The 22,472-nt window shown below is 63.3% G+C and carries 16 protein-coding genes and 1 riboswitch; of the genes, 10 read left to right on the forward strand and 6 right to left on the reverse strand.

Annotation, left to right across the window (positions count from 1 at the left end; translation table 11 throughout):
• Nucleotides 1–237 (reverse strand): transposase domain-containing protein (locus B0T39_RS22470; RefSeq protein ID WP_176219463.1); only part of this gene is annotated, 237 nt, incomplete at its 3' end.
• Nucleotides 238–367: 130 nt separating this feature from the next.
• A complete protein-coding gene (locus tag B0T39_RS22475; RefSeq protein WP_081550678.1) occupies nt 368–1,072 on the reverse strand; it encodes a glutathione S-transferase N-terminal domain-containing protein in 705 nt (234 codons plus the stop codon).
• Nucleotides 1,073–1,342: 270 nt separating this feature from the next.
• Here B0T39_RS22475 and B0T39_RS22480 point away from each other — a divergent pair, with 270 nt between their 5' ends.
• Together B0T39_RS22480 and B0T39_RS22485 are read left to right on the forward strand one after the other, a co-directional pair.
• Nucleotides 1,343–2,671, forward strand: a complete 1,329-nt coding sequence (locus B0T39_RS22480) for a methyl-accepting chemotaxis protein (protein ID WP_081550714.1) — start codon at nt 1,343–1,345, stop codon at nt 2,669–2,671.
• 85 nt (nt 2,672–2,756) lie between these two features.
• Complete coding sequence (locus B0T39_RS22485) at nt 2,757–3,956, forward strand: NnrS family protein (protein ID WP_081550680.1); 1,200 nt, start codon at nt 2,757–2,759, stop codon at nt 3,954–3,956.
• A gap of 9 nt (nt 3,957–3,965) precedes the next feature.
• Here B0T39_RS22485 and B0T39_RS22490 read toward each other — a convergent pair whose 3' ends face one another.
• Entirely contained in the window at nt 3,966–5,171 is a 1,206-nt protein-coding gene (locus B0T39_RS22490; protein WP_081550682.1) for an EAL domain-containing response regulator, read from the reverse strand.
• 95 nt (nt 5,172–5,266) lie between these two features.
• On the opposite strand from B0T39_RS22490, the gene B0T39_RS25760 reads away from it, so the two are divergent.
• From B0T39_RS25760 to B0T39_RS22510, 4 genes are all read left to right on the forward strand, one after another.
• Nucleotides 5,267–5,413: a hypothetical protein gene (locus tag B0T39_RS25760; RefSeq protein WP_176219635.1), complete on the forward strand. Its 147-nt coding sequence runs from the start codon at nt 5,267–5,269 to the stop codon at nt 5,411–5,413.
• 97 nt (nt 5,414–5,510) lie between these two features.
• Complete coding sequence (locus B0T39_RS22495) at nt 5,511–7,097, forward strand: methyl-accepting chemotaxis protein (RefSeq protein WP_081550684.1); 1,587 nt, start codon at nt 5,511–5,513, stop codon at nt 7,095–7,097.
• A 477-nt stretch (nt 7,098–7,574) separates the two neighbouring features.
• Nucleotides 7,575–7,748: riboswitch (M-box (ykoK) riboswitch) on the forward strand.
• An 82-nt stretch (nt 7,749–7,830) separates the two neighbouring features.
• Nucleotides 7,831–8,853 carry a magnesium transporter gene (locus tag B0T39_RS22505; protein WP_081550688.1) on the forward strand — a complete coding sequence of 341 codons (1,023 nt, stop codon included), beginning with the start codon at nt 7,831–7,833 and terminating at the stop codon, nt 8,851–8,853.
• Nucleotides 8,854–9,120: 267 nt separating this feature from the next.
• The gene (locus tag B0T39_RS22510; protein ID WP_081550690.1) at nt 9,121–9,981 is read left to right on the forward strand and encodes a hypothetical protein; all 861 of its coding nucleotides are present in this window, start codon (nt 9,121–9,123) and stop codon (nt 9,979–9,981) included.
• Nucleotides 9,982–10,049: 68 nt separating this feature from the next.
• Here the strand turns inward: B0T39_RS22510 and B0T39_RS22515 are convergent, their stop codons facing one another.
• Together B0T39_RS22515 and B0T39_RS22520 are read right to left on the reverse strand one after the other, a co-directional pair.
• The gene (locus B0T39_RS22515; protein WP_081550692.1) at nt 10,050–12,908 is read right to left on the reverse strand and encodes an adenosylcobalamin-dependent ribonucleoside-diphosphate reductase; all 2,859 of its coding nucleotides are present in this window, start codon (nt 12,906–12,908) and stop codon (nt 10,050–10,052) included.
• A 241-nt stretch (nt 12,909–13,149) separates the two neighbouring features.
• Nucleotides 13,150–16,467 carry a DUF748 domain-containing protein gene (locus B0T39_RS22520; RefSeq protein WP_081550694.1) on the reverse strand — a complete coding sequence of 1,106 codons (3,318 nt, stop codon included), beginning with the start codon at nt 16,465–16,467 and terminating at the stop codon, nt 13,150–13,152.
• A gap of 403 nt (nt 16,468–16,870) precedes the next feature.
• On the opposite strand from B0T39_RS22520, the gene B0T39_RS22525 reads away from it, so the two are divergent.
• From B0T39_RS22525 to B0T39_RS22535, 3 genes are all read left to right on the forward strand, one after another.
• On the forward strand, nt 16,871–18,211 hold the full coding sequence (locus B0T39_RS22525; RefSeq protein ID WP_081550696.1) for a glutamine synthetase family protein: 1,341 nt from the start codon (nt 16,871–16,873) through the stop codon (nt 18,209–18,211).
• A gap of 287 nt (nt 18,212–18,498) precedes the next feature.
• Nucleotides 18,499–19,230: a transglutaminase-like domain-containing protein gene (locus B0T39_RS22530; RefSeq protein ID WP_081550698.1), complete on the forward strand. Its 732-nt coding sequence runs from the start codon at nt 18,499–18,501 to the stop codon at nt 19,228–19,230.
• Nucleotides 19,231–19,303: 73 nt separating this feature from the next.
• Nucleotides 19,304–19,630, forward strand: coding sequence for a hypothetical protein (locus B0T39_RS22535; RefSeq protein WP_019103794.1), 327 nt, complete (start codon nt 19,304–19,306; stop codon nt 19,628–19,630).
• A 19-nt stretch (nt 19,631–19,649) separates the two neighbouring features.
• On the opposite strand, the gene B0T39_RS22540 is transcribed toward B0T39_RS22535, so the two are convergent.
• A complete protein-coding gene (locus B0T39_RS22540; RefSeq protein ID WP_081550700.1) occupies nt 19,650–20,450 on the reverse strand; it encodes a class I SAM-dependent methyltransferase in 801 nt (266 codons plus the stop codon).
• 334 nt (nt 20,451–20,784) lie between these two features.
• Between B0T39_RS22540 and sph the strand changes: the two genes are divergently transcribed.
• Nucleotides 20,785–22,308: a sphingomyelin phosphodiesterase gene (sph, locus tag B0T39_RS22545; RefSeq protein WP_081550702.1), complete on the forward strand. Its 1,524-nt coding sequence runs from the start codon at nt 20,785–20,787 to the stop codon at nt 22,306–22,308.
• Nucleotides 22,309–22,472: the final 164 nt, after the last annotated feature.

Below are 22,472 nucleotides of genomic sequence, written 5' to 3' on the forward strand. Positions count from 1 at the left end.
GAGGCTCAGAGCCAATTGCTGCACGACCTGCCATAGCGGCAAGTTGCGAAAGAGGGCCAAGCCAATGACCAACCAGACGGCATGCTCAGCAGGAAGTTTGCGGCGCCGAATGGAGGCTTTGCCGGTAACGGCGAGTGCTTGCTCGATCCAGGCAGGGTCAATCAATGCGGCCAATGTCTCTAGCCGAGAAGGGGCGTGTGGCAGCGTGTCATGTAAGGCGCGTTGTAGTAGGCTCATGCAGCGAAAAAGGGAACATGATGAACATGTCCCCTTTTTACTGGATTTACATCCGCAAGTCTTAACTGACTGGCATTACCCGTTGTGGGGGCTTTTGCTTGCGCGGGCAAGGCCGCCAGGAACAAGCGGTTTACGATCTCGCCGGAATCGTCAGTCCGCGTTGCACCGCCGGCCGCGCCAGGAAGGCGTCCAACACCCGCGTCACCTGCGGGAAGTCCTCAATCGACACCAGCTCGCCGGCATCGTAAAAACCAATCAAGTTGCGCACCCAGGGGAAGATGGCGATGTCGGCGATGCCGTACTCGTCCCCCATCACCCACTGGCGGCCGCTCAAGCGTTGATCCAGCACCGCCAACAGGCGGCGCGACTCGTTCGCATAGCGGTCGCGCGGGCGTTTGTCTTCGTAGTCCTTGCCGGCGAACTTGTGGAAAAAGCCCACCTGGCCAAACATCGGGCCAATGCCGCCCATCTGGAACATCAGCCACTGTATGGCCTCGTAGCGCGCGGCGGGATCGGCGGGCAGCAATTGGCCGCTCTTCTCAGCCAGATACAACAGGATGACCCCGGATTCGAACAAGGCCAGCGGCTTGCCGCCCGGGCCGGCCGGATCAAGGATGGCGGGAATCTTGTTATTGGGGTTCAGCGACAAGAATTCAGGCGACAACTGATCGTTGCTGTCGAAGCTGACCAGGTGCGCCTCGTACGGCAGGCCGGTCTCTTCCAGCATGATGGACGCCTTGACGCCGTTGGGCGTGGTCAGCGAGTACAGCTGGATGCGCTCTGGATATTTTGCAGGCCATTTTCGGGTGATGGGAAAGGCGGATAAATCGCTCATACGCGCTCCATGAGTTGGCGGGAGGGTTGCGCGCCCATGATAAGCCCGGCCTTTGCATTTGTCTTAAATCCGCCGCCAATCAATGGCGAGATGTTATCGACGCCCTAGCTGGATACACTATTAATCCGTGCCTACGGCCAACGCCGCCCAGTAATAAGAAATTCATTCAAAAGTAAATTTTCCTTTCAAATCATGTGGAATGTATTAATTTAAAATGAGCTTGGCGTGCTCCAATGGCACTCCTGGATGGCAATGACAATGGAGGCTGCCATGCCCTTATTTTCCGGAAAACTCAAAGAGCGGCTCAACGAGCTGACTGGCCAACTGGACGGCCTGCGCGGCATGCTATCCGCCATCGACCGTTCCATGGCGATGATACAATTCACTCCCGACGGCATCGTCACCAACGCCAATGAAAACTTCCTGCGCACCATGGGCTACCGGCGAGAAGAAATCATCGGCAAGCATCACCGCATCTTCTGCGACAAGCACCATGTTTCCAGCCCCGCCTACGCCGAATTCTGGCAAAAGCTGAAGCGCGGCGAGCCAGTCAACGGCCGCTTCAGCCGCTTTGCGAAGAACGGCGAGGAAATATGGCTGGAAGCCAGCTACACCCCGGTACTGTCCAGCGACGGCCAGGTGTGCGGCGTGGTCAAGGTGGCGTCCGACATCTCCGAGCAAGTGCATAGAGAGCAAAACGATCAGGCCATCCGCCTGGCGATCAGCCGTTCCATGGCCCAGATCGAATTTGATCTGGATGGCAATATCCAGGACGCCAACGAAAACTTCCTCAATACCTTTGGCTATACGCTGGCCGAAATCCGCGGCAAGCATCACCGCATACTCTGCGACGCAGACTACGCCGCCAGCCCCGACTACGCGGAGTTCTGGCGCCAGCTGCGCCAAGGCAAGTTTTTCCAGGGCCAGTTCAAGCGCCTGAGCAAAAACGGGCAGACTATCTGGCTTGAGGCCACTTACAACCCGGTCTACGACCTCAACGGCAAGCCGGTGCGGGTGGTCAAGTTCGCCCAGGACATCAGTCGCAGGGTGCAACAATTGCAAGCCCAGGCGGAGAACGCCCAATCGGCGGTGGACGTCTCGGTCAATACCGAGCAACTGTCGGTCAAGGGCAGCGCGGTGTTGGAACAGGCCGCCAGCGAAATCACCAAGGTGGCGTCCAGCGTGGAAAGCTCCTCCATCATCATCACCAAGCTGGGCGACAGCTCCGGTCAGATCGGCACCATCATCAGCACCATCAGCGAGATCGCCGACCAGACCAATCTCTTGGCCTTGAACGCGGCGATTGAGGCCGCGCGCGCCGGCGAGATGGGTCGCGGCTTCGCCGTGGTGGCGGACGAAGTGCGCAAGCTGGCCGAGCGCACCAGCCAATCCACCGGCGAGATCTCCGGCATCGTGCGCAGCATCCAGGAAGACTCCAAGTCCGCCATCACCTCCATGCAGCAGGTGCGCGGCCTGGCCGACACCAGCCTGCAGCTGTCCGAGCAGGCCCGCGATTCCATCGCCGAGATCCGCGCCGGCGCCAAGGAAGTGGTGCAAGTGGTACGCGACGTGTCGGAACTCCTGCAACAACGCGCTTAAGCCCCGGAAAGCCTTGATCCAAATCATGTCCGCGCCGGCCCCGGCGCGGCGATACTGAGGTGCCCACCCCTTTTCCGAGTCCGCGATGAAACACCCCCACCCCGCGGCGATGCTGGCTCAGGCGCCGCATCGCGCCGCCTTCCTGCCCGGCATGCTGTTCGCCATTCTGCTGCTGGCAGCCTGGAGCGCCGAGCTGACTAGCCGCTTGCTCGGCGTCCACGCCGCGCTGGCGGTGCCCTCTTCGCTTGCCCACGGCTTCCTGATGCTGTTCGGTTTCTTCCCGCTGTTCATGACCGGCTTTCTATTCACCGCCGGCCCACGCTGGCTGGGCGTGGAGCCGCCCGGCCGCATCGTCTTCGTCGGCGTGCCGGCGCTGATGGTCGGCGGGCTGCTGCTGTGGCTGGCCGGACTATGGCTGGGCATCGCCTGGACGCTGACCGGCCACGCGCTGTACACCCTGGGTTTCAGCGGGCTAACGCTGACTTTCGCCTGCCTGCTGCTGGCTAGCCCGCAGCCGGACCGCCGTCACGCCTGCGCGGTGCTGGCCGCCCTGCTCTGCGGCGTGCTGGCGCTGCTGGCCGGCACTTACTGGCTGATCTTTCAGGATGGCCAAGCCTGGCTGTGGATGCGCAACCTTGCCTTGTGGGGCTTTCTATTGCCCGTGTTCCTGACCGTCTGCCACCGCATGCTGCCGTTCTTCTCAGCCAACGCGCTGCCCCAGTATCAGCCCTGGCGGCCGGGCTGGCTGCTGGCCGCCATGCTAACCGGCTCGCTGGGCCATGGCCTGCTGGACGGTTTCAGCCTGCCCAGTTGGCCGCTGGACGCGGCGCTGGCCATACTGTTCGCCTATGTCAGCTGGCGCTGGCGGCTGGCGGCCGCGCTGCGGGTGCGGCTGCTGGGCATGCTGCACCTGGCTTTCGCCTGGCTGCCAATCGGTTTCGGCCTGTACGCGCTCAACGGCTGGCTGGCTTCCCCGCGTCTGGCGCTGGCGGCGCTGCACGCCGTCACCGTAGGCTTCTTCCTGACCATGATGATCGCCTTTGTGTCGCGAGTGACGCTGGGTCACTCCGGCCAGCCTTTGCAAGCCGGCCCCGGCTTGTGGCGACTCTACCTGGCCGCACACTGGCTGGCGCTGACTCGGGTAGCCACGGAAATGCTGCCCGGCGTCTGGTCCGGCTGGCTGTACGGCGCGGCGGCCATAGGCTGGCTGTTGACGCTGGCGGCCTGGGGCCGCGCTTTCATGCCCAGCTACTGGCGACGGCGAGCCGACGGCAAACCGGGTTGATCCTCTGAACTAGCCTTGTCCGCGCCGACGCAAATACTCCGGCACTTCATCGGCCGGCATCGGCCAGCCCAGCAGATAGCCTTGTACATAATCCACTCCCAGGCGCAGCATCAACTGCAAATCCGTCTCTTCTCCGATGCCTTCCGCCACAACTTGGATATTGCGATCCTTGGCCAGCCGGATGGTGGACTCGAGGATCTCTCTCGCCACGCTATCGCCGGCGGCGCCGGCCACCAGCGCGCGGTCTATCTTGATTGCGCTTACCGGCAGCTCGCGCAGGTATTCCAAACCGTTGTAACCGCAGCCCACATCGTCCAAGGAGACGCGAAAACCGGCCATGCGCAGCCGTATCACGTTTTCCAGCGCCTGATAAATGTTTTTGAGCCGCTGGGTTTCAGTCAACTCCAGCGTCAGCAGGGCCGGGGCCATGCCCAACTCTTCCGCCGCTTCAGCCAGGCTGGACGGTAGTTCAGGGTTACAAAACTGGCTGGCGGTGAGGTTGATCGAGACCCTCAAACCGGACAAGGCCACTTGTCCGCTCCAACGGCGATAATCCTCCGCCGCGGAGCGGAAGATGGAGAAGAACAAGTCCTCGTCCAGGCCGTAATGCTCGAGGCCGGGCAAAAACGCAGACGGCTCCAGCAAGCCCAACTCGGGATGATGCCAGCGCGCCAGCGCCTCCACCCCCATCACTCTCAACAAACCCGGATCCGCCTGCGGCTGATACCAGGGCAGGATTTCTCCACGCCGCAGCGCCCGCTCCAACTCCTGCCGGTCAAACCCCGACGTAGCGCCATCCCACGCCGGCCGCCGCGCAACCGTCTGCCACAACTTGCATAACTGTTCCATGGACAAAGGCGTGTTCAAGCTGCCTATCACCGGCAGATTGTGAAACGCCGCCACGCGATAAGCGCCCATCAACATGTCCTTGGACAGCGAACTGTTGAACACGATGGGCGGCACCGCTTGCAAGCCGGCCAGATGGCGCAACAGCAGGATGCCGTCCATTCCCGGCATGTTGAGATCGCTAATCATCAAATCATAGCGATGCCGCTTGAGCTGTTCGAGCGCGCCAGCGCCGTCGCGCGCCTCATCGATGCGCTCGATTCCCACTTGGCGCAAAGCCTGGCTCAGGGCGCAGCGCTGCACATCATGATCGTCCACGATCAAGACCCGCATCGGCGCCGGGCCGGGTTTGGAGATTATAGATTCCATGGCATGTTCTCTGTCCCAGTTGGAGCGCTATTCTCCTCAGCCGGCTCAAACGAAAGAAATAGGAAGATGCTGAATTTGCCTGGAAATTTTCAGCCATGGATTTTTACTTTTACCAAAAACGCATCAAACTTTGCCGCATGGCGCTGCGCTTTTGTTCTATATCTCCATTGGGAGCCGCCAAGGCGAAACTTCATCTCAATCAATCAAATAGCGCGGCAAACAACAAACTTTGCCCGGATTGACCCGAATTGAATGATCGCCACCGGCGCCGCCGGCGGACCGCCGCGCCGATCCGCCTCCCGCGTCGTTTTCCGACAACGTCAAGCAGGAGGTCCGGCAATGAGAAGCAATCTTCCCGTGGATGGCACCGAGGTGTTCTTGTTGCCTCACCGCCCCATCGTCACCAAGACCGATCTAAAGGGCCAGATCACTTACGCCAATCGCGCCTTCATCGACATTAGCGGTTTCAGCGAAGAAGAGCTGATTGGGCAGCCGCACAATATCGTGCGCCACCCGGACATGCCGCAAGCCGCCTTCGACGACCTATGGACCACCATCAAGTCGGGCCGCCCATGGAAGGGGCTGGTCAAGAATCGCACGAAGCAAGGGCATTTCTACTGGGTGGAAGCCTACGTCACGCCGATCTGCGAAGGCGGCCGGCCGGTGGGTTATATGTCGGTGCGCAGCGCGCCGTCCAAACAGCAGACCACCGACGCAGAACAGCTTTACGCCAGTGTCCGCGAGCGCCACCAAGCGTTTCCGGAAACCCGCCACGCCGCCCCGCCGGCAACGGCCTGGCTTTTGCTGTGCGCGCAATTGCCCGCCGCGGCGCTAATCCTGAGCGGCGCGGCTAGCGACGGCCTCTTGCGCCTGACGCTGCTGGCGCTGGCGGCGACATGGGCCTTGGCCGCCTCTTATCTGGCCGGGCTTTGGCTGGCGCGACCGATAGACGCGGCGCGGCGCGCGTTGATGCGGCTGGCCGAGGGCGACTTCAGCGCCCAGATACCGGCCTCCGGCTCGCGCGAACCCCGCGCGGTGCTGGAAGAGATGGAAACCCTGCGCATCCATTTGCGCGCCATTCTCGCCGATGTCGTCGCCGGTGCGGAAGACGTCAGCGAGGCCGCCACCGCCACCCACGCCGAAGCCGAATCGTTGAACGTCCGCGGCGAAACCACCTTGGAAGGCATCACCCGGGTGGCCGCCGCCTTGCAGCAGCTGTCCGTGTCGGTAAACGAAATTTCGCAGTCCACCCGCACCGGAGCCGAGTTCGCCGACCAGGCGACCGAACTGGCCAGCCAGGGCGAAGCCCAGATGAGCGACACCCGTCAGGCGGCTCAGGCCGTGGTCAGCGAGGTGTCCTGCACCCGCGACATCATCATCAAGCTGGAGCAATCGGTGGAGTCGATCAACACCGTCACCGGCGTGATCAAGGACATCGCCAACCAGACCAATCTATTGGCCTTGAACGCGGCGATAGAAGCGGCCCGCGCCGGCGAACAAGGCCGCGGTTTCGCCGTGGTGGCCGACGAAGTGCGCAAACTGGCGGAACGCACCGCCGGCAACACGCTGGAGATAGAGCAATCGGTGTCCTTCCTGCGCGAACGCTCCCAGGAGGCGCTGGAGGAAGTGAAGGCCGCGGTAAACAAAGTCCATACCGCGGAGGAAACCATACAAGCCGCCGCCCAGGGGCTGGAAGCAATCCGCAACGCCAACGAGAAAGTGGCGGAATCGTCCTCCAGCGTCGCCAATATGCTGCAACAGCAATCATCCGCCTCCACCGAGGTGGCTCAGAGCATGGAAACCATGAGCACGCTGACCGAACAGAACAGCCACAGCATCGCCGCCACCCTGCAAGTGGCGCAGAAGCTGCACACCACCGCCAGCGATCTGCGCCGCCTGGTCAGCCAATTCGAAAAACATATGTGATCCGCATTAGTCATGCGACCACATGGCATGTTTGCGGAAATTTCCCATGCAAACGAGTTTTATTACACAAACTGTGAAAAATTACGGAACTACTTGATACCCATTCTTTCATAACCGTTATTCGTCGCGACTCTACTGCACTGCACCATGACACCCGTCGCGACGAAGACGGCGCTGGCAGGCGGCTCACGCCGCCCGCCCGCGCTCCCTAAGAACCTGTTTACTATCTGCTGCGCATCGGCGATACAGCGTTGAAGCACGGCAGACATTGAACAGGTTCTAAACCGTAGTCCAAACAAAACAAGGAGGTGATCGTCCAGTAAAACCGCGCCCAACGCGACGCACCGCCGCTAGAGCGGCGTCGAGTCCGGCGCCGGAACCGCCCGGCCACAAGCCCGGCCTTCCATTCAGGACCGCACACATGATCCAGCCCAAGCCGCAACACGGCCTCCGGACAAAGATCAGCGGTTCTCAGATGCAGTGTCTCGTTCGGCGAGGCTCCTATGCAAACACAGGTCACTGATCTGACGACGTCGAGAGACGCCCAAGGTTAGGACAGGCTTTATCGGATTAAGGTATAGCCCAAAGTGACTTCCCGCATGCAGTCGGGATACGTTGCATAGTGCCAAAACTTAGACGCGGAGATAGCTTTTCTGCACTCTCTCTTCTGGTTTACGCCCCCATTGCGACAACTGTTTGTGGTTATAAAACAGCTAACGGGGAATACCTCAAAATGTCTTTTGCAAGCATCACTCTGCCTACCGCTCAGGCAAACGAAGTCAATCTGAAAGAAACCGTCGCCTCCTACATGAGCGACTCGCTGATCACCCTCAGCCGCGACATGAAAGTCAGCGAAGCTCGCGAGCACATGCTCAAACAGCTGCGCGACGAAGACATTCCCGCCCAGATTTTCGTCATCGACGGCAGTCGTTTTCTGCATGGTCAACTCTCGGTCAAGCGCCTGCTGACCGAAACGGACCTGACTCTGCCGGTTTCCGCGCTGATGGGCCCCACCTCCTTTGTCGTCGAGCCTAACCAACAGCGCCGCGACATCGTGCCGGAACTGATAGACAAGGGCGTGGATCTCGCGCCGGTTGTCAGCGGCGGCAAACTGCTGGGCGCCCTGTACGAAAAGGAAATCGCCGCGCTGATCCGCGACGAAGGCACCGACGACGCTCAACGCCAGGGCGCCAGCCTGCCGCTGGAAACTTCCTACCTGGAAAGCTCCCCGTGGAGCTTGTGGAAAAAACGCCTGCCCTGGCTGCTGCTGCTGTTCTTCGCGGAAGCCTACACCAGCACCATTCTGCAAGTGTTTGAAGAGCAGCTGGAAGCCGCCATCGCGCTGGCCTTCTTCATCCCGCTGCTGATCGGCACCGGCGGCAACAGCGGCACCCAGATCACCTCCACCCTGGTGCGAGCGATGGCGATGGGCGAAGTCAGCCTCCGCAACATCGGCACGGTATTGCGCAAAGAGGTGACCACGTCCTTCATGATTGCGCTGGCCATCGGCGTCGTGGCCTGGATACGGGCCTGGATGCTAGGCGTGGGCGACGAAGTGGCCTTGGTGGTGTGTCTGACGCTGATCGCCATCACCATCTGGAGCGCCATCGTCTCCTCCATTATTCCGATGTTGCTGAAGAAAATGCGCATCGACCCGGCCGTGGTGTCGGCGCCTTTCATCGCCACCTTCATCGACGGCACCGGTCTGGTGATTTACTTCAACATCGCCATGCTGGTGATTACCGACCTGGCCTAAGCGCCCCCCTTCCCGGCGCGCCATCGCGCGCCGCCGCAAACCGCGCCCGCCAAGCCCATCCCCTGGATACGGACTTGCCGGGCGCGCGCCGATAGGCGCGAGACTATGAACAGGCTCTTAGGCCAGTTTGTCCGCTTCTTGGTTTTTATCACGCCCCCGCCAAGTTGTTTTCGGTGATTCGGCATGCTAATGTCCTGATAAATTTAAATAATCAAGGCATACGCCGGCACCTCATTTCATCGCAACGCCACTTAAACGGCCTCTTTCATGACCAATGCAAACCGCAAACACTTCGCCGCCGCGCTGGCGCTGGCCGCGGCGCTGCCGCTGGCGGCCCACGCCGAAACCTTCGACCTGGGCGCCATTCTCAAGGACGGCATCAAGAAGGCGCTGCAAAAAGATCCCGCCGCGGACGGCGCCGCCGCCCCGATGACTCCCGGCGTCTACGACGGCTCCGACAAACAGTTCGAGCGCACGCTGACCATACGCCCCAACGGCAAGTTCGAACTGGAAGTCATGCAAAAAGGCAAACCCGGCCAACTGCGCTCCGGCTCCGGCAGCGGACAGTTGCAGGCCAACGGCGGACAGTGGCGCTATAGCGAAGGCATCTGCACGATGAACGTCCTGCCCCAGACCTCCGCGGTGCAAGTGCAGATGGAGCGGTGCGCCAGCGCCTTCGGCGATGTGCCCTTCGACGGCGTTTATCGTCTGAGCAAAGCGGCCGGCGGCGCCCAGGCCGGCGGCGGCAAGAACAAGGCCTTGGCGGCGCAGCTGAGCTGCCACAATCTCAACCTCAGCGAAAACGGCGTCGCCAAACTGCTGGCCGCCGCCGCCGGCACCACGCCCAATCAGATATGGGAACACGAGCTGGCCTTGCAAGGAGGCTATGACTACGGCGGCCTGCCGATACGCTCGGTGCAGCTGTCCGAGGCGGACGGCGGCTTCCTGGCGCTGTTCGTCGACGGCGACGCCGCCGCCATCAAGGCCGCGATCAAGAAAACCCAGCGCAAGGGCAGCAGCGCGGCGATGTTGAGCAAGGTGGGGGAAAGCTATTCCTTCCCGGGCAAACCCAACGGCCTGCCCTATGTGCAGTGCCGCAGCAAGGCGGTTCAACACGGGCTGTATTGACGCTTGCTCCAAACGACAATGGCCCTGGCATTTGCCGGGGCCATTGCATTAGCCAACCCGTCTAAAGCTCAACCGCAAGCGCCGACATGACCGCAGGCGGTGCAAAACTCGCAACCGTCCTTCTTGATCAAGGCGTGGTTGCCGCACTCCGGGCAGGGCTTGCCCGGCACCTGTTTCAAGGCGGCGCTGGCTTCCGGGCTGAACAGATCACTCTGCTCCGGCACCATCACCCCCATCTCTTCCAGCGGCACGCCCTCCTCGGTCAGCACCCCCAGCATCGCGTAGCGGTGGATGATCAGCTGCGCCAGGTAAGCAACCGTGGACGGCCAGCTCTGCGACTTCTCCACGCCGGGGATGCGGGCGAAGAAATCGCCCTGCGGCTCGGCGTAGCTCAGCAGCTTGCGCAGCTTGAGGCCGATCCAGGCCGGGTCTATCACCCGCATGTCCAGGCTCAGCATCTTGCACAGGCCGTCCAGTTCGCGCGGGTAGGCGCCAGCCAGCCACATGGAATACGGCCGGCGCTGGCCGTTGGGCAGCACCAGCTCCTTGATGAAGAGCACGAAGTCGTCGCCGGTTTGCGGGTTGCTGACGTCCACCGACCAGCTCATGGTGCCGTCGGTACCGGACTTGGGCTCCTTGCGCGCGAACAGCGCGTCCATTACCGGCGTCGGCTCGTTTTGATCCGCCGGCAGCGCGCCCAGCTGCTCGACGCGGTGGCGCACCACCTTGCCCAGGGCCGCCGAGGCCGAGGTGGCATAGACAGTGCGCTCGCCCAGATCGAACACATAGCGTTTGTCGCCGTTGGTGTGCGACAGCGCGTCCAGCTTGGCCGCCAGCCAACCGTGGTCGCGGCAGCGCATGTCCATGGACAGGGTTTTGGCCACCGCGCCCAAACCGCGCTGTTCCTCGGTGGCGTTAACCCAGCATTCGAACGGCGACACCCGGCCATTCTCCACATGGCCCACCACCACGGCGAAATCGCCGGCGTCGCCTTCCACCATGAAAGTCCACGACGGGTTGCCTTCCTTCAGCTTGGGCCGGTTCGGCCATTTCAGGCTGGACAGCGCCGGCGTCGGCGCGGTATTGAGCACCACGCGGCGGTCCGGATCGCCGTCGCCGTTGCCGGACAGGTCCTGCGGCGTGGCGGCGCTGGGCTTGGCCGGCTCCACCGACAACACCGAACCCAGCACGCTGTTGGGCCGGTAGGTGGTGATGCCCTTCAGGCCGGCGCGCCAGGCCTCCAGGTACAGGCTTTCGAAATCGTCGAACGGATAATCGCCCGGCACGTTCACCGTCTTGGAAATGGCGGTGTCGATATAGGGCGCCACCGCCGCCACCATGCGCATATGGTCCAGCGCGCTCATTTCCAGCGCGGAGACGAAATACTCCGGCAAGGCGTTGGTGTCCCCGCCCTGCATCCGGTAAACACGGTAGGCGTGGTCTTCCACCAGGTATTCCTGCTGGCTGCCGTCGGCCATGCGCTTCTTGCGGGTGTAGAACCAGGAGAACGGCGGTTCGATGCCGTTGGAGGCGTTGTCGGCGAAGGCCAGCGAAATGGTGCCGGTGGGCGCGATGGACAATAGGTGCGAGTTGCGGATGCCGTGCTTGCGGATGCGCGCCTTGATCGCCTCCGGCAGCCGGCTGGCGCAATGCGGCGCGGCCAGGTAGGCGTCGGCGTCGAACAGCGGGAAACCGCCTTTCTCGATGGCGAGATCCACCGAAGCGTCGTAGGCGGCGTCGCGCATCGCCTCGGAAATGCGGCTGGCGAAGCGGCGGCCCTCCTCGCTGTCATAGCGTATTTTCAACATGATCAGCGCGTCGCCCAGGCCGGTGAAGCCCAGGCCGACGCGGCGCTTGGCCTGCGCCTCTCGCTGCTGTTCCTCCAGCGGCCACACCGTCAGGTCCAGCACATTGTCCAGCATGCGCACCGACATGCGCACCACTTTCTCGAAGCTCTTGAAGTCGAAGCTGGGCTTGTCGCCAAAGGGCTGACGCACGTGGCGGCACAGATTGATGGAGCCCAGATCGCAGCAGCCGTAGTCCGGCAGCGGCTGCTCGCCGCAGGGGTTGGTGGACTCGATCACCTCGCAGTAGGACAGATTATTGTCCTGATTGATGCGGGTCATGAACAGCACGCCCGGCTCGGCGTGGTCATAGGTGGAGGCCATGATCTGCCGCCACAGTTCGCGCGCCGGCACGGCGCGGTAAACCCACAGGCCGTCCTCGCGCTGGTAGCTGCCGGGGAAGGCGTCGGACGAGGGCTCCACCTCGTGGGTCAGTTCCCAGGCGATGTCCGCCTCCACCGCGCGCATGAAGTCGTCGGACACGCCCACCGAGATATTGAAATTGCGCAGATCGCCCTGGTCCTTGGCGTGGATGAAGTCCTCCACGTCCGGGTGGGAAATGTCCAGCACCCCCATCTGCGCGCCGCGGCGCGCGCCGGCGGATTCCACCGTCTCGCAGCTGCGGTCGAACACCCGCATATAGGACACCGGGCCGGACGCGCGGCTGTTGGTGCCCTTGACTCGCGCGCCCTTGGGACGGATGCGCGAGAAGTTGTAGCCGACGCCGCCGCCGCGGCGCATGGTTTCCGCGGCCTGCAGCAGCGCCTCGTAAATGCCCACCTTGCCGTTTTCGGTTTCGGACACCGAATCGCCCACCGGCTGCACAAAGCAATTGATCAAGGTAGCGCGCAAATCGGTGCCGGCGGCGGAATTGATGCGGCCGCCGGGAATAAAGCCGTTTTCCAGCGTTTGATAGAACAGCGGCTCGAAACGCGCCGGGTCGCTTTCCAGCGCCGCCAGCGCCTTGGCCACGCGCAGGCGCACTTCGCTCACGCTGTGTTCGCCGTTCTTGGCGTATTTTTCCAGCAATACCTCGCGGGAGATGTCCTGCTCGGTCATGGCGGCGATGTTTTCCTGCTTCATGGTTCCCGGTTCCTCTTGAATTGCGGCCTGCGGCGGCCAGGGCGGCCCCCTTCCAGCATGCAATGGACTGTGTGGGCCGCAAAAGGTTTCAACACGTCCGATACGCAACATCTGGAAAAGAAAAACGGCGTATTACACTATATGTAGTTACGCCGTTCGTTGACACATATCAAGCGCTATTCCACCTCGTCGTCGCTTTTCCCTATCGTCATGGGCAAAAACACGACGCGCGGCGGCCGCCTCACGGCGTCTTCAGTTTCACCTCCAGCGGCACCCCGTCGCGACCGGCGGAGACCTTGACCGGCTCGCCCAGTTGGATGCGTTCCTGCAGGGCCGGATCGGTCTTGACCATGGCCGCGCGCGCATTGGCGGCGCGTTGCTTGGCCAGTTGCTGCAGGTTGGCGTCGGTGATGCTCTGCGCGGCGATCAACTCGTCGCGCAGCAGCTTGCCCAGGGCCGCGCCGGACGGCCCGCCCGGCTTCAGCGTGTGGCCCAGCAGCTTGAAGCGGCCGATCTGCTTGCCGTACACCGATTTGACCGCGGACAGGATTTCGCCGTCCTGCATGTCCGGCAGCGGCAGCGGCTCGCCGGCGCCCAACTGATGGCCGGCGGCGGCGAAGATGGCCAGATCGGTTTGCGCGCGCGCCATTTCCTTGCGGTCCGCGTCGGCGTTGTAACCGCCGCTGATGGACAGCATCAGCTTGGGCCGCTTCACCATCAGCCCGGCCACTTTGACCAGCTTCTCGCGCTCCGGCGGCGTCACATTGGCCTCGCCGGCCACGAAGCGGATATCGTCGAAGCCCTCGCCGCCCAGCAAGGCGCCCAGCGCGCGGAACGGCGCGGTCACCACCTTGGTCACCACGTTGACGATGGCTTTCCAGATGACCTTGCCGTAGCTGAACTGCGGATCGTCCAGGCTGCCGGCCACCGGCAAGTCCAGATCGATGCGTTTGTCGCTGTCCTCCAGAATGGCCACCGCCAGCCGCAGCGGCAGCCGCGGGCCCTTGTATTCACTGTCCGGCAGCTCGTCGCCCAGTTGCAGAGAATCAATCACCACCCGGTTCTCGCCCTTGAGCTGGCGCTGCTCCAGCAGATAGCGCAGGTCCACCGACAAGCGGCCGTCCTTGACCTGCCAGCCGGCGAAGTTCATCGAATACGGGTTCAGCGTGCCCATGGAGATATTGCGGAAAGCCAGGGTGATGTCGGTGTTGTCGGTGGGCGCCAGCGGCGACAGCGCGCCGCGCACCTTGACGTCGCCAAACTGATCCACATCGCCATCCAGCGTGATATTGCCGCGCTGCTGGGCGCGGGTGGACAGGTTCTGGATGGAGCCGCGCAGATTATGCATGTCGGTGGCGAAGTCCGGCTTCATGCCGTGGTCGGCGAACTGCACCCGGCCGCCCTGCACATGGATGGACTTCACCTCCACCTGAGGCAACGGCGACGCCTTGGCCTTAGGCGCGGCCGGCTTGCCGCCCTGGCCGGCGAACAGGCGCTTGAGGTTGAGCTCGCGCTTGTCGTCCAACACCAGCCGCGCCGCCGGCCCTTGCAGCCGAACATCGTTGATCGCCACTTTCAGCGGCATGCCCTGAGCGCTGAGGCCGCGCACTTGCAGATCGCGCCAGCCCAACAAGGGCAATTTCTCGCCCGGCTCATACACCGCCAGCCGCGCCACGCCCGCTGAGCCGCCGACGCGCCAGCCGCGCGCGCCGACATCCAGATTCAGATCCACCGACAGCGCGCCGCCGCCGAAGCGCAGCGGCGTACCGCTCAAGGCGTACGGCGCCAACGGCGCCAGCTGCACTCCGTCGGCGCGCAGCTTGCCCTTGAACGCGCCGGCGGCGGCGTCGATATCGGCCTTGGCCGCCAGCTTGCCGCCGTTGAGCTTGCCGGCCAGGTCTACCGCCAACCGCTGGCCATCGTCCACCGCCACCGTGCCGCCCAGGCCGGACAAGGCCACGCTCACCGGTTTGGGCAGGCCGCGGTCGGTCCAGCTCAGTTGGCTGTCCCGCAGTTCCATTTCCGGATAAGAGAACTTCCAGGCCGGCGCCGCCTCCCCCTGGGCGCGCGCCGGCGCGGGGGTCGGTTTGGAACGGCCGGCGGACTCGAACAAGCGGGCCAGATTGATCTGGCCGGCGCGGTCGCGCTCCACCTTGGCCTCAAGGCCGCTCAGCGTCAGCTTGCCCGGCTCGATGCGGCGGCCTTGTTGCAATAACTGGCTGGACGCCAGTTCTGCACTGGCGAGGCTCAAAACCGGTGCCGCGCCTTGCGCGCCCAGCTTCAGCTCGTCCAACCGCGCCAGCATGCCCGTCAGCGCGAAGCCATGGTCCGGCGACAAGGCGAAGCGGCCGGACAACAGCGGCAACTGGGCCTCCAGCGCCAAGGGCTGGCGAAAACCCTGGTCGGCATAGCTCAGGCGCCAGTTGCGCAACTTGATCGCCTCGATGTTCACCAACCACGGCAGCGGCGCTTCCGCCGGCTGAGGCTTGGCGACGGCCGACGCGGCCGGAATCGCCTTCTGCCAATCCACCGTTCCGTCGCGGTCGCGTCCGGCCATCGCCAGGCCCTGGTCCAGTTCGATGGACTGCACTTTCAACATTGAACGCGCCAAGTCCAGCGCGCCGCCTTCGACGCGAACTTCCGGAATCGTCAGTTCGCTGCGGCCGCCCGGCGCTTTCAACGCGAAGCGCAGCAGGCTGGCGCGGAACGGCGACACCGTCAGTTCCGGCGTTTTGCCGGACATCTCAAAATGGTAGCGCGCCGACACCGACAAGCGCCCTTCCGGCGCGGCGGTGTTGAAATGCGGCTGCACATAAGGCCAGATCGAGGCCAGCGGCAGTTCCGCCATCTGCGCCTCGCCGTCGGACTTCAGCGGCTGCAGATTGATGCTGCCCTTCCAGTTGAAGCGAGTACCGTCGGTCAAAGCCGCCTGCATCGTGTAACTGCCGTTTTCCGGCAGCGTGGACAGGTCCACCAGCGACAGATTCAGCGGCACCATGGTAAAGCGCTCGTCGCCGCCCAGCCGGTCGGACAACTGCGCCTGGCCCTTGCGGATGTTCAAGGCCTTGATCAAGAGCCGCGGCAGCTTGTCCGAGCCGCCTTCGGGCTTGGCCGGCCCGGCGGCGTCGGCGACGAAGCGTGCCCAGTTCCACTGTCCGGCGCGGTTGCGCGCCAAGGCCAGCCGCGGTTCGTCCAGGGAAAACTCCTGCACCTGCCAGCGGCCGATCAACAGCATGGACGGGTCCAGGTTCAGATACGCCCGCTTCACCGCGAACAGCGGCCGGCCGTCGCCCTCGCTCAGCTTGAGATCCCTCACCTCCAGGGACATGTCCCAAGGCGTGATCTTCACCTCGCCCATGCTCAGCGTGCGGCCTATGCCCTGCGCCCATTTGGCGGCCGCGTCGCTGATCATGCCCGGCGCCAGCCAGCCCAGGAATCCCCAGAGCAGGCCCAGCAACACAATGGGAACCGCCGCCCAGCGCAGCCAGCGGCGGCGCGGTTTCGGCGATGGAGAGTTGGAATCTGAAGCGGGTTTTATCTGTTCGGTATCGTTTTCCATATCGTCTAATTCTAATACTCATAAAGAGGTCTTAACAGTCCCCGTGGCAGATTTCCCTGTTGCCGCAAACCAACAGCTGGCCGACATTCAGTCAATAATCATTGCGAATGTCCACGCGGCGGTACTAGCATGCATTCGTTCAAAATATTGAACATTTCGAACCAAGAACGATCAATCCCATTCAAAACAGCATTGGCCGTTTTATCAAATCAGAGAGGAGCACCCGGATTGCCGATCCATCAATGGGCCCGATTCCAGCCCCGTCCCGCCTGCCCGCGCAGCCCCGGCTGCCGCACACTGGACCGTAGATTATTTTTAGTACAAGCGCAGCGGCCGCATACGCTGAGGCACGACGCCCAGCGCGACAGCAGCTCGGGCGCGCACACATGACAACAGAGGGTTTATGAATAACGCAGAACAAATCAACAAATGGTTGGACGACAATCGCATCACCGAAGTGGAATGCCTGATCCCGGACATGACCGGGCTGGCCCGCGGCAAAATCGTGCCGCGCCATAAATACAATCCGGCCGAAGGCTTGCGCCTGCCGGAGGCCGTTCTGTCCATGACCGTGACCGGGGACTACCCGGATCAGGACTTCACCTCCATCGCCGACCCCGACATGCGGCTGATCCCGGACGCCAGCACCCTGCGCCCAGTGCCGTGGAACCTGGAGCCCACCGCCCAGATCATCCACGATTGCGCCTTTTTCGACGGCCGCCCGGTGGACCTGGCGCCGCGCAACGTGCTCAAGCGCATCCTCAAACTGTACGAAGACGAAGGCCTCAAAGCCGTGGTGGCGCCGGAAATGGAGTTCTACCTGGTGGAAATCCAGCCGGACGAAGACATCCCGCTGCGTCCGCCGGTAGGCCGCACCAAACGCACCGAAGCCGGCATGCAGAGCTTCTCCATCGACGCCGTCAACGAATACGACGGCATCTTCGACGTGATGTACGACTGGTGCGAGGCCCAGGGCCTGGCGCTGGACACCCTGATCCACGAAATGGGCACCGCCCAGATGGAAATCAATCTGGACCACGGCGACCCGCTGGCGCTGGCGGACCAGGTCTTCCTGTTCAAACGCACCGTGCGCGAAGTGGCGATCCGCAACAATATGTACGCCACTTTCATGGCCAAACCGATGCAGGGCCAACCCGGCAGCGCCATGCACCTGCACCAGAGCGTGGTGGACAAGGAGAGCGGCAAAAACATCTTCAGCCTGAAGGACGGCCAGCCCTCGCAGAAATTCTTCCATTTCATCGGCGGCCTGCAAAACTATCTGCCGCCGGCAATGCCCTTCTTCGCGCCCTATGTGAACTCCTACCGCCGGCTTAGCCGCTACACCTCGGCGCCGATCAACCTGTCCTGGGGCTACGACAACCGCACCTGCGGCCTGCGCGTGCCGCACTCGGACCCGCAGGCGCGGCGGGTGGAAAACCGCCTGGCCGGCGTGGACGTCAACCCCTATCTGGCCATCGCCGCCAGCCTGGCTTGCGGCTACCTGGGCATGAAACAGGGCCTGATGCCGTCCGAACCGCTGAGCGGCAGCGCTTACGAGCAGCCTCACCAACTTCCGCGCCACCTGGACGACGCCATCGACATGCTGCTCAAGTGCGAACCACTGACCAATCTGTTCGGCGAACACTTCATCCGCACCTACAGCGCCATCAAGGAAGCCGAGTACCGGGAGTACTTCGACGTGATCAGCCCGTGGGAGCGTCGCTTCCTGCTGCTGCACGTCTGATGGGCGCTTAGAACCTGTTTACGATCTCTCGAGCTAAGGCGAGACAAGGCGAAAACCACTGAGAAAGCGGAGTGTACACACGGTACATGAGCATTTCGAAGCGGCACTCACCGTGTCACGCCTCACGAAGCGCAGCAGATTATGAACAGACTCTTAGGCGCAGAACGCTCGCCGCCGGCCTCTCTTCCAGGCTGGCGGCTTTTCCGCCCCGGCGTCATCAAACTGTGCATTGACAATCCCCAGCCCAGAATATTCAATATGGTTAACCTAGGCCGATAGAGCATTCCATGCACCCAAGCCACCAGCCAGACCCCGTCCGCCCAGCGCCTCGCGCCGGGCTGAGCCTGAGCCAAGCCCTGCGCCAGGTTCAGCGCGACGCCTCCCCCGACAACGACCGCGACTACTGTCGCGCCTTGCACGACTTCGTGCGCGGCCATGTGCGCTTCGGCTTCACCAGCCAGTTTGAAACCGTCACGCCGGAGCGCACGCTGGCCTTGGGACGCGGCCATTGCAACGCTCAGGGCGACTTGCTGCGCGCGCTGCTGACCACCGCCGGCATCCCGGCGCGGCTGCGCTTCGTGCGGCTGGACAAGCGCATCCTCCGCCACGCCGTGCCCGCCCCGGTCTACCTGTGCCTGCCGGAACACCTGTTCCACGGCCTGGTACAAGCGCGGCTGGACGGCCGATGGCTTCACAGCGACAGCTATCTGTTCGATCCCGACGGCTTCGAGCGTCAATACGCGCGCCTGCTCGCCTCCGGCCTGCCGCGCGGCTACGGCCTGCGCCTGGGCGCGGACTACCGTTGGAACGCGGACGCCGACAGTTTCTCCCAAGCCAGCGCCGACGATCTTCACGACGACGACCCGGTCTACGACAGCCTGGCCATCGCGCTGCAGGAAGAAGCCGGCAACAACACCCTGCTGGGTCTGCATTTCAACCAATGGCTGAAACTGGCGCCGCCGCCGCTGCGCCGCCGCGGCGAGCGCTATCTGAACAGCCGGCTGCATCCCGCCGGATAAACGCCGGTGGGCTGTACAAGCCGCCAACGCCGCCTCTATGATGAGGCCCTTCCCTAACAATCAGAACCGCGCCATGATCCGTCGCCTGACTCCCCTGGTGCTCGCCGCCCTGCTCGCCCTGCCCGCCGCCAGCCAGGCGGACGGCCGCTACGACTACCGTCGGTCCCACCCGCCGCGCCAAAGCAGCGAGCACCTGAGCGACAGCGATTTCAACGCCTATAACATCGTTTGCCACCAAGCCGGCCAGGTCGTTGTCAACATCCCCGCCGCCAAGAACATCACCCTGCTGCGCGAGGACGACGATGTCCGGGAAATCCGCTACTTCCCCGGCAGCGACATCCTGAACGAGCAAAAACTGCTGGTGCCGCGCAGCCTGGCCTGCCAGCTGCGCCGCAACTGAAGCCGGCCACAAGCGGCGTTCAAGCCCCCGGCTTGCTCGCCCAAGTGGCGATGAAGGCCGGCAAATAGCCGTCGATGACGAAGCGCGGCGTCGGCTGCATCTCCTCATGGAAACCCGCCAACAAAAAGCCGGCCTCCAATTGGCCGCCTATCTGCTCGGCCAGGCTATGGCCAAACACCATCACCTCCCCTCCCGCTCGCTTGGCCGCCAACGCCGCCGGCTCCAGATCGCGCAGATCGGAATACGGCGCCGGATAGCGCGGCCGGATCAGCCCCTGACGGGCATACTCCGGGTCGCGGTCGCCGATGAAGGCCGCCGGATTGAAAAAACTGCTGAGCAAGCGCCCGCCCGGACGCAGCACCCTGAAGCACTCGCGCCACACCGGACGCACGTCCGGCACGTAGAGATTGGAAATCGGGTGGAATACGCAATCGAAGCTGGCGTCGGCGAAGCGCGACAGATCGCGCATATCGCCCTGCTCCGTCGCCAGCGTCAGCCCTTCGCGCCGCGCCACCAGCCGGTCTCGCTCCAACTGCTGCTCGGAGGCGTCGAACACCGTGACCACGGCGCCGGCCGCCGCCAATAGCGGGCCCTGCTGACCGCCGCCGCTGGCCAGGCACAGAATGCGCCAGCCCGCCGCCTGATCCAGCCAGCCGGCCGGCAACGGTCCCGGCGTCAACCGCGCCCGGTGATCGCCCGCGCGCGCGGCGGCGACGGCGGCGGCGTCCACCGGCTGCGACCACGGGCCGGCCTGCTCGGCCTGGCGGTCCCAGGCGGCCTGATTATGCGAAAAAATATCGAGAGAAACGTGCTCCGACATGGGGAGTCCTGTTCCATTCAGAAAATTGGGGACACCCAGCCAAAACCGCATCCATAGCGAAATAGACAGCCCCCGCGAAGGGGCAAAGACGAAGCGGAAGACCAAACGAAACGGCAATGCGGCAAACGGCCCTGGCTGGGCAAACGAGTGACGGGCATCACAGTTTCATTTCAGCGCGCTCCTATCGGGAAAAGGGGAAGACTCGCATCCGCGCAAACGGACGGACGCCGAAGTGTCGGCGAGGTGGAGATTCTACGCCAGATCAAATTTAAATGACATAGCAATTCCGTAAACCAGGCCATTCAAGCTTTGCGCTCCCCCACCCCTCGGAGACATGATGAAAGCTTGCCTGGCACTGTGCGCCGCGCTGCTGGCCGCCCCCGCGCTCGCCGCCTACCCCGACGATCTCAAGCTGACCACCTGGAACGCCATGCTGCTGCCGCAGCCGCTCTATCCCAACTACGGCCAGGAACAACGCGCGCGCCTGATCGCCGCCGCGCCCATCCTGCAACAGCAGGATGTGGCCGTGTTTCAGGAGCTTCAGGACAACAGCAGTTCCGAAGCGCTGCTGCAAGGCCTGAAAACGCGCTTCCCGCACCAAACCCCGGTGTTAGGCCGCAGCCAAAGCGGCTGGGACGGCACCGAAGGCTGGGACGGCGCCAGGCCGGAAGACGGCGGCGTCGCCATCGTCAGCCGCTGGCCCATCGTGGAAAAGCGGCAGTATTTGTTCCGCAACGCCGGCTGCAGCTGGGATCAATACGCGCTCAAGGGCTTCGCCTACGCCAAGCTGCAAGTGGGCGGCCAGTACTATCACGTACTGGGCACCCACCTGCAATCGGAAGACAGCGGCTGCAAGGACCATGCGGCGGTGCGACAAGCCCAGCTGCGCGAAATCGCCGACTGGCTGCGCGCGCGGCAGCTGCCCAAGGACGAAATGGTGTTGATTGCCGGCGATATGAACGTGAACCGCCGCAAGCCGGCGGAATACCGCGCGATGCTGGACATCCTACAAGCCAATGAGCCCCGCTACGCCGGCGTCGCCGACAGCTTCGACACCGCGCACAACGGCCTGGCGCTGGAACGCTACGGCGCGCGCGGCGGCGACGCGCCGGAATACCTGGACTACATCCTGACGCTGAAGGCCCACCGCCAGCCGGCGGCCTGGCACAATCTGGCGCTGGACGCGCCGTCGCCGCAGTGGACGGTGCAATCCGTAGGCAAGCACACCTACGCCTATACCGACTACAGCGACCACTACCCGGTGCAGGCCTTCGCCTGGGCCGACGCCGCCACGCCCACCCAGTCATTTACCGACCAGGCCGGCAGCTACCGCCAAGTGGGCTTGCAAAACCTGGGCAACGGCCAATGGCTGCAAAGCGCCGCCGCCAACGACGGCTGGCTGAAGACCGGCCCCGGCAACGCCTCCGCCGCCCGCTTCAATCTATCCAACAACTTCGCCATGCGCGACAACGGCTGCCTGCGCTCCGGCGACTACCTGCGGGTGGAGCGGGCGGACCGGCCCGGCTGGTTCTGGACCTGGTGGGGCGGCCTGGACGCCAATCAATACGCCTATTACACCAAGCAAGGCCCGCTCAATGCCTCCTCGGAGCTACGCTTGCAGATCCAGGATCGGCCGGACGGCTGCCTGCGGGACGGCGATATTATCAGCTTCAAGGACTGGGCGAGGCAGAACGACTACTACTTGACCGCCTGGAACGGCGGCGCCCACGATGGCCAGCTCTATCTATGGCAGACCGGCGTCGGCCCGCGCGAACGCTTCCGCGTCAATATCACACGCCAGCCGCAGCGGCTGGATTGGAAAGCGCAATTGATTTACTCGCGGAACAACAAACGCTAAGAACGTGTTTACGATCTCGCGAGCTAAGGCGAGACAAGGCGAAAACCGCTGAGAGCCTGTTCACGATCTTTTCAAACCGGAATGGAAGTATTGTTCAAAGCATTGAATCCGCTACGCGGATGATGATTTAGGGCCGGTTCCGCCCGGCGAACGGAAAGGGAGAT

The sequence above is a fragment of the Chromobacterium haemolyticum genome, from assembly GCF_002081825.1.
GTDB classification, from domain to species: domain Bacteria; phylum Pseudomonadota; class Gammaproteobacteria; order Burkholderiales; family Chromobacteriaceae; genus Chromobacterium; species Chromobacterium fluminis.